At 47.3% G+C, this 16,063-nt stretch carries 12 protein-coding genes and 1 tRNA gene; 7 read left to right on the top strand and 6 right to left on the bottom strand.

What is annotated here, in order from left to right; genetic code table 11:
• Window positions 1-212 precede the first annotated feature (212 nt).
• On the top strand, window positions 213-1,109 hold the full coding sequence (locus tag QT996_RS12335; RefSeq protein ID WP_333046825.1) for an alpha/beta fold hydrolase: 897 nt from the start codon (window positions 213-215) through the stop codon (window positions 1,107-1,109).
• 139 nt (window positions 1,110-1,248) lie between these two features.
• Window positions 1,249-2,235 carry an aldo/keto reductase gene (locus QT996_RS12330; protein ID WP_333046824.1) on the top strand — a complete coding sequence of 329 codons (987 nt, stop codon included), beginning with the start codon at window positions 1,249-1,251 and terminating at the stop codon, window positions 2,233-2,235.
• 233 nt (window positions 2,236-2,468) lie between these two features.
• Here the strand turns inward: QT996_RS12330 and QT996_RS12325 are convergent, their stop codons facing one another.
• Together QT996_RS12325 and QT996_RS12320 are read right to left on the bottom strand one after the other, a co-directional pair.
• Complete coding sequence (locus tag QT996_RS12325) at window positions 2,469-2,609, bottom strand: hypothetical protein (RefSeq protein ID WP_006631167.1); 141 nt, start codon at window positions 2,607-2,609, stop codon at window positions 2,469-2,471.
• A 108-nt stretch (window positions 2,610-2,717) separates the two neighbouring features.
• On the bottom strand, window positions 2,718-4,409 hold the full coding sequence (locus tag QT996_RS12320; RefSeq protein ID WP_333046851.1) for a transglutaminase domain-containing protein: 1,692 nt from the start codon (window positions 4,407-4,409) through the stop codon (window positions 2,718-2,720).
• Window positions 4,410-4,831: 422 nt separating this feature from the next.
• On the opposite strand from QT996_RS12320, the gene QT996_RS12315 reads away from it, so the two are divergent.
• Window positions 4,832-5,698: a DUF928 domain-containing protein gene (locus QT996_RS12315; protein ID WP_333046823.1), complete on the top strand. Its 867-nt coding sequence runs from the start codon at window positions 4,832-4,834 to the stop codon at window positions 5,696-5,698.
• A gap of 414 nt (window positions 5,699-6,112) precedes the next feature.
• Window positions 6,113-8,233 carry a ShlB/FhaC/HecB family hemolysin secretion/activation protein gene (locus QT996_RS12310; RefSeq protein WP_333046822.1) on the top strand — a complete coding sequence of 707 codons (2,121 nt, stop codon included), beginning with the start codon at window positions 6,113-6,115 and terminating at the stop codon, window positions 8,231-8,233.
• Window positions 8,234-8,402: 169 nt separating this feature from the next.
• On the opposite strand, the gene QT996_RS12305 is transcribed toward QT996_RS12310, so the two are convergent.
• Both QT996_RS12305 and QT996_RS12300 read right to left on the bottom strand, forming a co-directional pair.
• Entirely contained in the window at window positions 8,403-8,801 is a 399-nt protein-coding gene (locus tag QT996_RS12305; protein WP_333046821.1) for an alr0857 family protein, read from the bottom strand.
• A gap of 407 nt (window positions 8,802-9,208) precedes the next feature.
• Entirely contained in the window at window positions 9,209-9,724 is a 516-nt protein-coding gene (locus QT996_RS12300) for an HNH endonuclease (protein ID WP_190660760.1), read from the bottom strand.
• A 568-nt stretch (window positions 9,725-10,292) separates the two neighbouring features.
• Here QT996_RS12300 and QT996_RS12295 point away from each other — a divergent pair.
• Both QT996_RS12295 and QT996_RS12290 read left to right on the top strand, forming a co-directional pair.
• The gene (locus QT996_RS12295) at window positions 10,293-10,628 is read left to right on the top strand and encodes a ribbon-helix-helix domain-containing protein (protein ID WP_039886507.1); all 336 of its coding nucleotides are present in this window, start codon (window positions 10,293-10,295) and stop codon (window positions 10,626-10,628) included.
• 530 nt (window positions 10,629-11,158) lie between these two features.
• On the top strand, window positions 11,159-12,490 hold the full coding sequence (locus QT996_RS12290) for a D-alanyl-D-alanine carboxypeptidase (protein WP_333046850.1): 1,332 nt from the start codon (window positions 11,159-11,161) through the stop codon (window positions 12,488-12,490).
• Between the two features lie 176 nt (window positions 12,491-12,666).
• On the opposite strand, the gene QT996_RS12285 is transcribed toward QT996_RS12290, so the two are convergent.
• Window positions 12,667-13,773, bottom strand: coding sequence for an N-acetylmuramoyl-L-alanine amidase-like domain-containing protein (locus tag QT996_RS12285; RefSeq protein WP_333046820.1), 1,107 nt, complete (start codon window positions 13,771-13,773; stop codon window positions 12,667-12,669).
• A gap of 180 nt (window positions 13,774-13,953) precedes the next feature.
• Between QT996_RS12285 and QT996_RS12280 the strand changes: the two genes are divergently transcribed.
• Window positions 13,954-15,456 (top strand): serine hydrolase, encoded by a 1,503-nt coding sequence (locus tag QT996_RS12280; protein WP_333046819.1) that lies wholly within the window; start codon window positions 13,954-13,956, stop codon window positions 15,454-15,456.
• Between the two features lie 452 nt (window positions 15,457-15,908).
• Here QT996_RS12280 and QT996_RS12275 read toward each other — a convergent pair.
• Window positions 15,909-15,980, bottom strand: a tRNA-Gln gene (locus QT996_RS12275).
• Between the last annotated feature and the right edge of the window lie 83 nt (window positions 15,981-16,063).

Below are 16,063 nucleotides of genomic sequence, written 5' to 3'. Positions count from 1 at the left end.
AAATGCAATCGGGCAAAATATCTCGCATTGCTGCACCCCTCACAAAATCAATATTCGTTACAAAACTTATGAAGCCTGAGTGCGGCAGAGCGACAGCTCCCAACTCGCTCACATTGACGAATCCTTTGCTAGCGGAACCCCGGCGCGGATGCCAAACTTTATAAATCTGAGCGTCGCGATACAATAGTTAAAGTAAATAATTATTTCTTTACATGACGCAAACAACCCCAGCCATCACCACAGCCCCCATAGCCGGCACTTACTGGCAGTGGCGGGGGCATTCAGTATACTACGTTCGATCCAGCGATCGGCATCCAGAACGCCCTCCCCTGCTGTTAATTCACGGTTTTGGAGCCTCCACAGACCACTGGCGCAAAAATATCAGCGGCCTGAGCAAAGATTTTGAAGTGTGGGCGATCGACCTGATCGGATTTGGACGATCGGCAAAACCCGAATTGCAGTACAGCGGCGACCTCTGGCGCGACCAACTCCACGACTTCATCACCAACATCATCGGCCGGCCCGCCGTACTAGCCGGCAACTCCCTCGGAGGCTACGCCGCCTTGTGTGTAGCCGCCCAGCGCCCCGAATCAGCAGCCGGACTCATATTAATCAACAGCGCCGGCCCCTTCAGCGAACCGCAGCCCGCACCCGAAGCCCCGCCCGTGCAAAAAGCCATATCTGCAGTAGCTAAAACCTTATTTCAGCAAGATTGGGCAAGTTTTCTGCTGTTCCAGTACGTGCGCCAGCGATCGACAATTCGGAAAACCCTAGAAAAAGTTTATCTCGACCAAAGCGCCGTCACAGACCAATTAGTAGAAGAAATTTACCTTCCCTCCTGCGATCCCGGTGCCCCCAAAGTATTCGCCTCCGTATTCCGAACACCCCAAGGCGAAAAAATCGACGTATTACTTAGTCAATTAAACTGCCGGTTGCTAATGCTGTGGGGAGAAGGCGATCCGTGGATGAATTCCACAGAAAGAAGCGCTAAATTTCGCAAACACTATCCGCAGTTGACAGAACACTTTATCAAAGCCGGTCACTGTCCCCACGACGAAGTACCAGAACAGATCAACGAACTGATTCGCGCATGGATAATTGACCAATAGTCGATCGGCACATAGATAATTTTCCCCCGGCTATCTCTTCCCTCGGAGAGGGGGAAAATTATCCGATTTGGGGTAGAAATCTATGTATTGTGCCAACACCAACGCGGTTAATTTCTCTCACTCTGAGGAGACGGAAACAATGACCCGCAAAAAGACTCGCCGCAATTTTATATTGAGCAGTATAGCTGTTGCCAGCGGCATTGCAGGCGCTAAGGCGATCGAACAGCAGGATGGGGAAGTCGCAGCCGCACCCAATAACCAGGCGGCCGCCACAGTAAAAATGCCAGAACGACTGTTAGGTAATACCGGCGTGAAAGTGCCGATTTTCGGTTTGGGGGGGGCCGGACAAACACCGCTGTCGCAGCCGGGAAGAGAAGCAGAAGCGGCAACGCAAATTGAACGGGCGATCGAACTAGGCATTCGTTATTTTGACACGGCGGCCGAGTACGGGCCCAGCGAAGAAAACTTAGGCAAAGTTTTGCCACCATATCGATCGCGCCTATTCCTAGCCACAAAAACCTCCGCCAGAGACAGAGACGGCGCGTGGAGAGACTTAGAGCGATCGCTCAAAAGATTGAAAACCCATCGACTAGACTTGTGGCAACTCCACCACGTCTCATTCCAAGCCGAATTAGACCAAATTTTCAGTGCCAAAGGAGCAATAAAGGCGATCGAAGAAGCCAAACAGCAAAAAATAATTCGTTTTGCCGGCATCACCGGACACCACGAACCAGCCATCATTGCCGCAGGCTTGCAGCGCTATCCTTTTGACACAACATTAATCTCCCTCAACGCCGCCGAAAAACATCACCCGCGCTCTTTTGTTATGAGCGCTTTACCAGTCGCCAAAGCCAAAAATATCGGCGTTATAGCCATGAAAATACCAGCTTACGGCAAATTATTTCAGAACGGTGTTTTAGATGGAATGCACCAAGCAATGGGCTACACGCTTTCACTTCCCGGCGTGCACTGCTGCGTCATCGCCGCCGACTCAGTAAAGCAATTAGAAGAAAATTTCAAAGTCGCCCAAGCATTCAAAACCCTGAACCAAACAGAAATGGCAGCACTTGAAAAACGCACCGCCGCCGCTTGGCAAGAAAATACATTTTTCCGACAGTGGACTTAAACTTCCAAATCCAAAATTACATTTTTCCTCTGTGTTTATTGTGGCGCGCGCGGGATGCCCATGAGTCATAGTTTTGTATGAAGACTCAAGTCGTCACTACAAAATTCTAAGGGTTATTTTTAGTGAAGTTGATATCATCTGCGGTGAAAATATTTCAAATCACAAAACAAGGCGACCTGGTTGGGTCGCCTTGTTTTATATCATAAAAGACGCGATTTGTCAACAGCAAACCGCTACTTTTTTTTCCGTTTAGCCTTATCTAACCGCCTGCGATCGCGCCACTCAACAGAAGTCAAATAAGCGACCCCGCCAGTCACCGTCAGCAGCAGTACAAAAGCGACTAAAACGAGAATATTAGCAATCGAAAATTCCACAACCCCTCTTCCTCTGATTTTACACTTTCTACTTTCGATTTTAGATGAAAAATGTTAACAATTAAGAGTTGAATATTGAGGGCTAACTGTTAACTGTTAACACTCGATTCAAACTGCTGGCAAATCTTCCAAAATTGTAAACCTCACATGATTAATTGCCAGAGTCCCCACGGAAACATCCTCCTTGTTTAAAGGAAGACCCCCGCTCGTGAGACTTTGAAACCTAATTCCCTTGCCAATTTCTACGTGATACCAAGCCAAGCCCATAAAAAATCGCAAAGGATAAGGGCCTCTGTCTTGAATATCATCAGGATTAGATTCCATCGGCACCCAGCCAAAACCCGGAATGTAAAATTCCAGCCAAACGTGATTGAAATCCGGCTCCAGCGACACACCTTTTCTGTCAGCAAAAGCCGGACACTTGTAGCGCCCGATCGTGCGGCAAGCAATCCCGTTTAACCTAGCCAAAGCCAACAACAAGCCCACGTACTCGCCACAAGAACCGATGCCGCGGCGCAGCACAATATCGGGAGTGTCAATGTGAGGCCTAATCCCGTAAGAAAGTTGGTCGTAAACAAAATTGCGAATGCTCAGTAACTGCCTGAGAATGTTAGTTTCTGAGCCAATGGCCGCCACAGCAGCCGATCGCACAATCTCCGTATCCATCGCCAAATTGTCATTGTCCACCAAATACTTAGCTGCAAACTCCGGCGACAGCTTCGGAACCTTTTCGACATCCCGAGGCGACAACTGATACTTAATCGAGCGAACTTCTAATAATGCCTTCCAGCCAAAAATTCGGCGTTCCCCAGGGTGCAGGCGATCGAACTTAAAGACCGCCACCCGTTCCCCTTCCTGAATTTCCTCAGTAAAAGGCATTCCGATCGGCGTAACACTCCTTACCTTTTGCCGGTGAGTTTCCGAAGGCAAAGCAATCCGCCACTCCAAATTTTCGATTTCTACCTCATCGAGAGGAGACAGTTCCTCCACATAAGACATTTCTATCAAAAAACCGTTTGACAAAGCGTAGCGGTCAGCTTCATTATAGTGAAAAGACAAAGGCTGAATAAAAGTGCGATCGCGCTTCGTCAACTGAAAAGGATCTTCCGAATTCGGGTCATCCCGGATGTAAAGTTCATCCCCGGCATAAGCCACGTACAGAACTTCCTCCCCGGTTTCGGCATCCTTGTGAAAAGCTAAACCAGAAGGCGACTCAAAGGGAGTCAAAACGCTAAATTTAATCTCCCCAGTTCCCCGTTCCAAACAGTAAACAGTTTGCTCAGTCTTGTCGCAAACCCAAATTTCCTCATCCCGGACTGTGATATTTTCTACCCCAATACCGGGAGCGTAAAACCGAGTAATTTCCCGACCCGTTTTCAGGTCAAAAACCAGAATAGATCCCAATCTCTGGCAAGTCACATAAAGCGTAGATTTCCAAACAGCAATCCCGTCAGCAGAATAAGGAAGGGAAACAAAATGTTCCGGTTTGAGTTCAGCGATCGCCCCGTCCCGAATTGCGCCCCGACAGCAACAAATATCCTCATCCCGCGCAAACCAGAGAGTATCTTCCGAAATAGCCAGCCCCGTTGCGCCGGCAAACTTAGCCGTTTGATAAGGATTCAAAACAGTAGTGTTGTCACTTTCTCGATCGATCTCCAATAGCAGCCCTTCGGCGCGATCGACAGCGAACAACCTATTTCCTAAAAAAGCAATGCCGTGCAGTGCCAAGACTCCTATGGGTCTTACCATCCGCAGCCCCGAAGGCTGTTTGTCCGAGAGAACAGGTGAATCGAGATTCATGCTAAATTTATTGCCGGTATTGTACAGAAAACCTGATATGTAACTTGTAGCCGATCGCTTGAGGTTCACCAGCAAAATTGCCGAGTTTCCTGATATCCAGGACTGACGCATCAACCCGGTGTTTTTACGAAAAGACGCGTTGTATCCTCTTGCTAGAGTTAAAGGAACCCGAATATTAGTCTTTGTCAAAGTTGGGTTTAACAAGCTCAACCCAACCTGCTGCCGTGAATGGAAGTAAGTATAACTACTAAGCTACCACTAACAAACGCGACACAGAATTCTATGTTGATCAGAGCGACCCAAATAATCGTATCTGCCTGAAGATATAAATTAAGTACAACAGATTACTATATCCGTCAAAACCTTGGATAGAATAAAACCGTGCGATAAAGTTCCTAGGTTCATCAAAAGGCAGGTTCGTCATGGCTTTGAAGTCTGCTCTAAATATCGGTGCTCTTTCGTTAATTCTGTCTTTAGAGGCAGTTGCCGCCGGTAGTTTTTTAATACCAGCAGAGGCTCTCAACAGCCGCGCAAATATTGTCCAGCGCCCCTCACGACCCCAGCTACCCCTCAACTGGCAAACAGTTCAACCCCCTGAACCCAGCGGAAGCAGATCGAACATTCAGCCAGCGGGAGCCACGTGGAATAGTTTTCAACCGCCGGAGGACGGAGTACCCGGAAGGCGTGAAGGGGGAGGAACCCGCGGTTTAGAATGCCCCACGGCCACAACTGCCTTAACTGCGTTGATTCCCCAATCAACTATGGGGCAAACCATATCAGCAAAGCCAACATTTTTCTACTACCTTCCCGTAGCCCTCGACAAAACAGTTCAGTTTGAGTTAGCAGACCAAAGAGACAAAACACTATACAAAAAAAGTTTTCGCATGGTAACTAGCCGTGCAGGTATCGTTAGCGTCAGCCTCGGCTCCGACGACAACTCGCCAGCCCTGGAAGTTGGCAAAAACTATCAATGGTACTTTACTATCAAATGCAACCCAAAAAATACAACTGATGACGTTCTCGTTTCCGGGTGGATCAACCGCACCGCACTCGCCCCAACCGTCAAAACAGAGTTGGATCGATCGCCCGATCTCACCAAGCTCAGCATCTTCGCCCAACAAAGTCTCTGGTACGAGTACCTGGCAACTCTAGCTCAATTGCGTATCGAGTCTCCCAGCGATGCCAGTTTAGCGATCAAGTGGTCAGCAGTCTTGAACTCAGTCCAACTCGGCAAAATAGCCCAAGAACCCTTAGTCCCCAGTGAGTTAACACCTATCACAAGAAAATAATTCAACACCTGTTTTAAAAAAGAATGCAACGGTAGGCGAACCCCAAACGGTGATAGCCATAAGTCAGTCGATTTGAGATTTGAGATTTACTTGCTGCATTGAATCTGGGAGCAGGAACAGGAGTCTAAAATTTTAGGATTTACACTGATGAGCGTTCGGGGCACGGTATCCGTTTTTGGGCGACTCATTGCCAAACCTCAAATCTCAAATGGTATGACTTGTACACGGCATACAAAAAACTCGGTTTCGAGCGGGGTGTTTGGCAGCGCCACAGATGATTTTTGCGTGTTCGGGGTTGTTTGGTCGATCGTCCTAAATAAATTAAAATTTTTGTACTGATCAGCAGTTCGGACTCCTGGCATCTTGAAAGCTGGACTGTGGAAATTTTAATAGTCAGATTTCGCCTAATACTAAATGATAAACTGGCATAGTCAAGCAGCCGACAAACTTATTTTAGAGAAATTATTAATTATGCGCCCGAGTGCAAATATTGCAATATTTCGGTTGGGGCTTTCACTTCTAACTGCGCTCCCAATGGCTTGCTTTTATGCCAATAAAGCTATATCCCAAACAAACGATATTTTCCCGTTGCCCGTCGCCGCTGACAACTCAGCAGATACGGGCAATCAAGTATTAGCACTGCAAAAACTGGAAATCAACCAGGATAAAACAGCGACCAACTTAAATCAGCTTCCCGATTGGATCGAGACCAACCCTGAACCAGAAACACAATCGAACCCCGCCGAGAACAGCCAAGATGCCTGTTCCCCAATCGATGAAACTGCTTGTGGTGCGGGCATCTTGCCCGAAAAAACAAATCTGGTTGACAACGATCCCCAATGTCAGAACCAGCTACATTGCAATCATGTTTTAGCCCAGAACCAACCCTCGCCACCTCCAAACCTGCCACCGCCGCCGACGAAGCCAGATCCAAATCGCGATCAATTTCTGCAACCTGCCCCGCAGCCTTCCCCAGAACCTCCCCAAGTACCGCCTACAGTAGCGCCGCAGTCTCCGTCGCCAGTTCCCCCAACGCTGCCGAATACACCAATTGAGGTGCAGAAAATTCAAGTAGTTGGCAGCACAATTTTAAGCCAAGATGAAATTAATGCTTTAGTCAACCCCTTAGAAGGCCGTTCTACCACCCTAGAACAGCTCAAACAAATCGCCGACAAAATTACCGAAATTTACCTCAATCGTGGCTACATCACTTCTAGAGCAGTCTTGCCACCCCAAACTATCACCGCAGGGGTAGTCCAAATTCAAGTGATTGAGGGCAAGCTAGCCCGAATTGAGGTAGAAGGAACTAAAAGATTGCATCCAAGTTACATCCGCAGCCGGATTCGACTCGGTGCCGGAATGCCTTTAAGCACAGCTTCATTAGAAGACCAACTCCGGCTGTTGCGGGTCGATCCTTTATTTGACAATGTAGAAGCCAGCCTGCGGGCTGGGGATAATGAAGGCGAGAGCATTCTGATCGTCCGAGTCTCGGAAGCTAATCCGTTTCAACCTACTTTCAGCATTGACAATTACTCGCCTCCCAGTGTCGGTTCCGAAAGATTGGGAGTTAGTTTGCGGCACCGCAATATAACGGGAAATGGTGACGAACTTGCGGCGGCTTATTACCGATCGCTCGGCGATTCAGACGTGTTTGATTTCAGCTATCGCGTGCCACTAAATGCGATGAACGGCACTTTGCAATTGAGGGCGGCACCGAATCGCAACAGTATCGTACAAGCACCTTTTAACCGTTTTGACATTTCGGGAAAATCGCATTTATTTGAAGTTAGTTACCGCCAGCCGTTGCGGAGAACGCCGATCGAAGAATTTGCCTTATCGGCCGGTTTTACTTATCAGACAGGCAGAACTTTTCTCGCCGGCGACCCGTATGCTTTTGGCATCGGCCCGGACTCCAATGGTGTCACCACTACGAGCGCAATTAAGCTGGGACAGGACTACATTCGGCGCGACCCGCAGGGTGCTTGGGCCTTGCGATCGCAATTTACGATCGGCACTAGCTTGTTTGATGCTACTCAAAACGAAGGTTCCGATCCAGACGGACAATTTTTTAGTTGGCTGGGTCAAGTGCAGCGAGTACAGCGATTGAATGACAAACATTTATTAATTTTGCAGGCCGACTTACAGTTGTCAGCTAATAGTTTGTTGCCTTCGCAGCAATTTGTAATTGGCGGCGGTCAATCTTTGCGCGGCTACCGCCAAAATGTCCGTTCTGGCGATAACGGCTTCAGAGTTTCCCTCGAAGATCGGATTACTTTGCAGCGCGATGCTTCGGGAAACCCTAAACTTCAATTGGCTCCTTTTTTGGATGCGGGTCAGGTGTGGAACGTTGCGAACAATCCTAATAAATTAACCAATCAGACATTTTTAGCAGGTGTGGGTTTGGGGGTAATCTGGGAACCGATACAGCGGGTGAACCTGCGCGTAGATTACGCTTTCCCTTTGGTGAGAATTAGCGATAAAGGCGATAATCTGCAAGATAAGGGCATTTACTTCAACATAATTTATACGCCCTAAAATGAGCGCTCAGCACCTCTGGTAGGCATATAAATTGTCTGTTATGGCAGAGGGGAGATGGGAAGAGTGGGCGAGTGAGAAAGAGGGAGAAAGTGGGGGAGTGGCAGAGGAAGAAAATATTTCTTTCTTCCTTCTTCCCTCTTCCCTCTTCCGTGTTCAACATCCGATATTAATCGCCGACTTCCCCGACAACCTCCGCAGCAGCCTGAGTTTCGAGCCAGAGTTTGAGCAGCAAGAGCTCGGCCCGATCGCCCAAAACAGTCGCAAACACCCCATCAGCCCCCTCAGACGCGCCAGAAATCCACGTACCGCGCAGAGTCACTTCTACAAAGTCAGCATCAGCAACACAAAGGTCGATCGCTTCGTTGTCGTTTCGGCGGGCCTCAGATTCCAACAGAGACAGCGCCGGCAAATTCGCGGGCAGCAAAAATGCCGCAGTGCTCGGTTCGACGCTGATGCTTTGACCAACTCGCATAGCCAGCACAACTCGCAGCGCCACTAACTGTTCGGGAGATTGAGCCAAACGCTCCAGGTTAAAGCCCGTTTCAGTGTAAGTCAACTTCAGCATATTGACAGCCCTAAATTTGGAATTGAAAGTTGAAAATTGGTAATTGAAAATTGGTAATTGAAAATTGGTAATTGGGAATTGGGCATCGGGCATGGGATAGCTCGGAATGAAAAGTTTGCTATTCCGACCTAAAATCCTTTTCAATTACAGGACTTAATTAGCTAAGCTGTTCACCATTTAAATTTTCGATACTATCTAAGCCAGTAAAGGGTTTCAGCCTCTGCAACACCCAGTTTAAATGCTAAACAGCTTATTAACTATTAGCTATAGCAATCCTTGCAGGAGTCGTAAATTTTTGACCCCACCCCAGCCCTCCCCTTATCAAGGGGAGGGAGTAAGAAATTCACAAATGATTTAGGATGGCTATATTACCAATTACCAATTACCAATGCCCCATGCCCCATGCCCTATTCCCCAATTTGGTATTCGTGCCAAAACAGTTCGGCAAAAGCAACAGTGGGGTGTATAGGAGCCTTCGGCTTAGTTCGCAGAGACATTCCAGCTTCTATGGGAGTTCGATCGCCCTTACGAGAGTTGCACCGTTCGCAAGCAGTCACCACGTTGTCCCAAGTATGCGGCCCGCCCTTCGATCGAGGCATCACGTGATCCAGCGTCAAATGTCGGTTGCTACCGCAGTATTGGCAAGAATGAGCGTCGCGGCGCAGAACTTCCCGGCGATTGACCGGGGGCACTTTCCACAGGCGTTCCCTGTTACCAAAAGTCAAGCGGATTTGTTCGGGTACGTGGATGCTGGTGCTGGGCGATCGTACCAGCCAGCCGTTGCCGATGCTAAAATCCAGAGGTTCAGCCTTGCCTGTTACCAAAAGTACGATCGCCCGTTTGATGTTGACACGGCTCATTGGTAGGTAATTCTGAGAAAAAACGACTACAGATTGCCTCAATACATCAGTTACTACGGTCACGGCTTGCTCCTCCTCGTCAATTTTGGATTTTAGATTTTAGATTTTGAATTTTGAATTTTGCTTGCTTCGTCAGCATGGGCTACATCTGGTTTTTTCCCAGTTCCCCAAGCGGATCGAATTTCTCAAATATCCAATCAAATGCCCCCGCTTCTCTTACTTAGAAGCGGGGGCTAGAAAAACTGCTTTCATGCAAATTTTCATCCTGTCTTGGTACAGTCGTTTAGCTGTACCTCCCGCTTCGCGTATCTCGATATGGCTGTGCCACTTGCAGACCATGCCGGTCTACCTCGTTGTAATTAAATTCTGCAATTTGTCCTAATCCACTATAACCGGGTTTAATTAGGCCCAAGCCCGCCCACGAGGTCGCTGCGACAGTCGCAAAACCCGTCCAAAAGACGTGCTGTAACGACTCGGAGCGACCCCTAGGGCGATCGCACTTCAGTTGATAGTTGGAGTAGGTGGGGAGAAATTTCACAGCAGGCAGAAGGTGGTTAAGAGGCTTTCAATCTAGCTGTAAACATACTACACTGATATTACACATATGTCCACCCCGTCACGGAGAAAAATTATGCATACCCTACCTAGAACCTCAACCACCGAAATGGAAGTCACCAGCATTCGACTGGAAAGAGAGCTCAAGGAGAGACTTAAAGAGCTCGCGGGTAATCAAGGCTATCAAGCTTTGATTCGAGATTTGCTCTGGAATTACGTGCAGCAGAAGTCTGGAGAGTATCGGCAGATGTTTTCTCGATCGGATATTCGAGCCAGCATTAATGCCACAGCACAGCAGGAGGAACGCTGCGCGCTTACAGGAGAGTTGATTCGACCGGGCGGGCCGATGTTATTAGGCCTGACAATGCACGGCGAAATGGTGCCGCTGAGTATAGGGAGTATGGCTGGATAAACCAGTTTATCGAAAATTTGTGAGAGCGATCGGCCTGGGGTGAAGGCCCCAGGCGCTGAAGATCATACTATTTTAGATTTTAGATTTTAGAATTGGGAATTGGGAATGCCTTATAAGATAAGGGTTGGGAGCTTGCCTATCGTTGCATTGTTTTTGGGAACGGCTATCACAATACTTCAAAGAGTTTTTGATTTCCAACCGTACAATAAGGGTTTCAAGGCTCCAAGGCAAGTTCGCTACCAACGAAAATTCAGGGTTTCAGGTTACGAACTAAAAACACTCCGGGCTATTGCTATAAAATCCCGCAGTATTTAAACAATATCTATTTAACGAACCACGAAGACGCGTTCGGCGAAGCCGTTCCCGTAGGGTAGAGCACGAAGAAAGATGGAGAAGGAGATAGCTAATGTTAGCGGTTCGCACTTCTAGTAACGCAGATGCGGATGCTCCAAAACGCGCGGGCTAGTGCTAAACTTTCCATCGGGCGTGCCGAACAGACGATCGTACATTTGATGAAAAAAATTAAAGTAATGCTGAAAAACCGCTACTTGACTGCTGCGAGTTCGATCGCCCTTCTCACACTTATTGCCGGATGTGCAGCTACTGAATCACCTCAACTTGCATCTCCCTCTCCTGTAGCTGAATCTTCCCCGCCGCCAGTTAAACCAAGTCAGCCTCAGCCCTTAATAGTCTCTGCTAGCAATCCCGAAACCCCCACAAATACCAAAATCCAGCAATATCTCAACGGGTTGGCAGCCCAAGGTTTTGCCAAAGAAAACCAAGGCGTCTGGATACAATCTGGCAATACTTTGCTAGCCAATCATCAAGGTACCGTTCCTCTGTCGGCCGCTTCTATTACCAAAGTAGCAACATCTCTCGTAGCGCTGCAACAATTCGGGCCGGAACATGAATTTATTACCTTAATTGGTACAACTGGAAAAATTGAAAACGGCGTATTAAAAGGCGATTTAATTGTTCAGGGAAGCGAAGATCCGTTGTTTGTCTGGGAAGAGGCGATCGCCCTTGGTAACGCCTTAAATCAAAAAGGGATCAAGCGAGTCAGTGGCAATTTGATAATTGTCGATAAGTTTTACATGAACTTTGAACTTGATCCCCTCAAATCTGGAGAATTGCTCAAACAAGGATTGAACAGTCTAATCTGGCCCAGCGAAGCCGCCGCCCAGTATCAAACCCTGCCTCCCAATACGCCAAAACCCCAAATAGCAATTGAGGGTACTGTCAAAGTTTTGCCAGCATCTCCCAACGGCGTGCAGCCTTTAGTCAAACATTATTCTTTGCCCCTTGCTGAACTAATCAAAAAAATGAATCAGTACAGCAACAATCTCATGGCAGATATGCTAGCTGATACTGTCGGCGGCGCCAAAACAGTCGCCCAAAAAGCAGCAGCAGCAGCCGGAGTTCCTCCTGCAGAAATTCAACTCGTCAACGGTTCGGGATTGAGCGAAGAAAATCTCATTTCTCCCCGGGCTGCTTGCGCGTTATTTATAGCTTTAGAACGTTATCTTGAACCTTACAGTATGACAGTTGCTGATGTCTTAACTGTAGTTGGGAAAGATAAAGGAATACTGTCAGAACGGCCGCTTCCCAAATTAGCAGTGGTCAAATCTGGCACGTTGGATAATGTTAGCGCTTTGGGCGGAGCCCTGCCCACTCAAAAACAAGAAACAGTGTGGTTTGTGATTATGAATCGCGGGGCAAATGTCGAGACATTTCGTACTCAGCAAGAGGTTTTGCTGAAAAGCTTTTTGAATGAGTGGGGAAGTGTTCAAGTTTCGCCGCCAGAATTAACGCCAAATCCTGCTAGAAGTAGTAAGGTATCTCGCAGCGAAATTGTTAATTGATTTGAGGCTTACGCATGGGGACCCAAAAACCGGGTTTTTTTACATAAAAAGGGGTTGCAGCCCGCAAATTCAGCAAAAAACCCGGTTTGTTTAGTTTGTAGGGTGCATCAGCACAGAGATTTTAAATTTTCAGCTAAAATAATGCAAGCTGATGCACCCTAGGAGTACAAACCAATTTAATTAGGTGTTTTCGCCCTAGCGACTACAATGCCGATCGCACTTTCAACTCTCCTAATATATCTCTGCAAGTCATAAGCAACCGTCACCTCCCCAGCCGGCGAAGCGTGAATTAAACCAATATTGCCGTCAGCATTGCGGTAGACTAAACCCGTGTGGGTGACATCCAATCCTTTAACATCCGTCGCTACCGCTACAATATCCCCTGGTTTTAACTGAGAATAAAGACTTTTTATTTGATTTGTCGGGATGTAATTAACAGTAGTTTTGGCTAAGTCTGCTTCTTGGCTGACAATGCACTGATAAGTTGCTTCGTCTTTGACCATTTGCGGGTAACTGCTGCGGTGCTGGCTCATGAAATTTAGTGTTTTATTCATGGGCACTCCGCCTAATTCAGCGGTGATATTTTCCACTGTTTGCCGTTTTTGATTGTCGTTAATCCATTCGGAGAAATAATGCAATCTGCTGCAATAACCGTTGATTTTACCGTTTAAATACCGCTGTTCTTCTATGCGATTTACAAAATTTTGATAGTCGTAATCTTTTACTGCTACGCCCCTGGCGATCGCCAAAACGGTTTCTACAAACAAAACGCAATCAAATTTATTCAAAGTTATAATCAACTTTTCTTCGCCTGGTTTGTCCAGCAAACCCTCGGCGTAGGGCAATCCTTGGAAATTATCGGCGATCGCCTGGACGATTTCTCCCATCGAGCGATCGTGCAAATTTTTTCGTTTAGCATACTGTACAACCTTTTCAAAACGTGCTATATCTTCGGGTTGTGCAGCGGTTTCTCTCTCGGTATTATTGGAGTCAGGTCGTCTCACCAGCAGCTTCAGCAACTCGGAATAGGAAATTTCCGCTAACTTGTTGAAGTCCCACAACATAGTCGGAAAACTGGAAACAGTTTGCTTGTTTGTTACTTCCAGATTTTCGCTTTCTCCCGTCAAGGAAAACGCTACATCCCCGCCCTGTCCTGCTGTTTGTCGATCAACAACATATCGCGTAGCAGCTTGAGACTGAAGTGCCAAAACATCAGGGATCAAAAAATTATTTACCCAGGCGCTCGCAAATCCTAAAACCGCCAGACTCCAAAAATTTCTCATGTTTTTCAAAGGATTTTGCTTCCACTGAGTGCTATCCTGAAATTTTTACAATTATTTAGAACTATAAATCAGCCTAGCAGACAGATAAAATTGGCAACAGCGGACTCGATCGACACAGTTGTCATTTAGATGCCGCCCTATTATAAACTGATCGTGCGAGTTTGATACCACAAAACTGTAATGCAAGTAGAACGCCGACGCCGCCCCATCGGGCCCCAACGCCCAATCGAGTCCCGACGCCAAAGCAGCGAGCGTCCAGTCCAGTCCCGACGCCAAAGCACCGAGCGCCCAGTCCCATCTCGTCGCCAAATTCAGACCCGACGCCCCATAGACCTCTTGCAAAAGTCGCTCTCAATTCTTGAAATTATCTGGGTTAATCTGCGTTCCTCTACCTTGTATCTGCGGTTGACCGAGCAAGCCAAGATTCATGCAACAGGTCTAATCCAATCCCGACGCCAAAGCAGCCAGCGCCCTGTCGGACGCCGACGCCAAAGCAGCGAAGGCCCAGTGCCATCTCGTCGCCGAGTGAGGACGAAATTTTCTCGGCTAAAATACCGTAACATTTTGTGTTTAATCGCCGGGGCGATCGCGTTATTTTGGGTCGTCACAATACCCTTCAGAATTCGCCGTCCCCCAGAACCGCCAGTCATCTTGGCTCAACCCGCCCTCTCGCCTCAAGAAACACTCTCGCCTCCGACAATTGAACCATCGGAAAATTTAGTCGCTCGTCAAAGCGAGCCTACCTTTAGCTACAACATCAAAACACCTCCCAATCCCGTTTACTCTCAAGAATTGCAAGGGATTGTTGATGAAGCTGTGAAGATTGCAACCAGCAAAGGACTGCCTGCTGAAGCGCTATCAATTACCTTATTTGATGTCAGCAATTCCAAAACTCACACCTTTGCCGGATATCAAAATCAAACTCTCCGATTTCCCGCTAGCGTTGCCAAATTATTTTGGATGACCGCCTTTTACTCTGCTATAGAAAAAGGCCTCATTACGCAAAGAGAATCTGCCTTTAAAAACGACCTCGATCAAATGATTCGCGTCTCCAACAACGATGCTGCCAGCCGAATTTTAGACACAATCACAGATACAAAATCCGGCGACAGGCTGGCAGGGGAAGAGTTGCAAACCTGGCTGAAAAAGCGCACTCAAATTAACTCATTTTTCCAGTCAGCAGGCTACAATGATATTCGTATAAGCACCAAAAATTATCCCATATACTATTTGAGGCAAGAAGGCCCAATCGGTCGCGACTTGCAATTGCGGGGCGATGCTTCCCAGCCGATTCGCAATCAAGTAACTACCGACCAAGCCGCCAGATTAATATATGAAATCTATACTAGGCAAGCGGTTTCTAGCGTCGCCAGCCGCAAAATGGCTTACTTGCTGACAAGAGATTTAGACCCCAAGGCATGGAAAAATGACCCCAGCAATTCGATACAAGGATTTCTCGGCGAATCTTTACCAACTAATATTTATTTTGGTTCCAAAGTGGGCTATACTTCCAAATCCCGCAGCGAAGCGGCATTTGTGAGAACCTTAGACGATCGCGCGATTTATATCTTAGTTGTTTTCGCAGATGATCCGGCTTATGCCAAGGACGAAACAGCATTTCCGGCCATTTCCCGATACGTTTTCGATCGGCTAAACGCTCGTGGTCCCAGCACTTTGCAGTGATATGGAGTAGGGCGGGTTGACTGTTGACTGTAGAAAAAGGGGTCGAAAAACAGAAGGATGGTTGATATCAAATCCGGTTGCATCGGAATTATTCATCTCTCTGTTCTCTTCCTATGTATTCTCGGCGTCCACAGCGGTTTAATTATTCCAATGCAACCGGATTTGATATGAGTGTTGAATGTTGACTCGATTTTACAATTCCGGGGCACTCAGAAGTCATATTACGCACAAACAACGGTTTCTGCCCAAAATGGGCAATGACGACCAAAAAAACCCATTTCTTGACCACAAATCTAGGCTTTTAGGTAAAACCTGCCGCCAGAAACCCGGTTTGTTATATCCTATGAGCAAGACCTAATTAGGTTTTTAGTTAGGAAGTCGTTTTTCTATCGTCTGTCAAGCGCTAACTCTAAACGATGAGTTAAATAATTGATTTACCGGACACAATTTAACTGGGGCGAAAGGATTCGAACCTCTGAATGGCTGGACCAAAACCAGCTGCCTTACCACTTGGCGACGCCCCAACGTCTCAACGTTTACTATACTAACACCCAGACACGGGAATCTGTCAAGCACTTTGACAATAAAATTTAAAAAATCTTTTTGA

This window comes from Microcoleus sp. S13C4 (assembly GCF_036700865.1).
In the GTDB taxonomy this organism is placed as follows: domain Bacteria; phylum Cyanobacteriota; class Cyanobacteriia; order Cyanobacteriales; family Microcoleaceae; genus Microcoleus.
The sequence above is the reverse complement of the archived record's forward strand: the minus strand, read 5'-3'. Positions and strand labels throughout refer to the sequence as shown.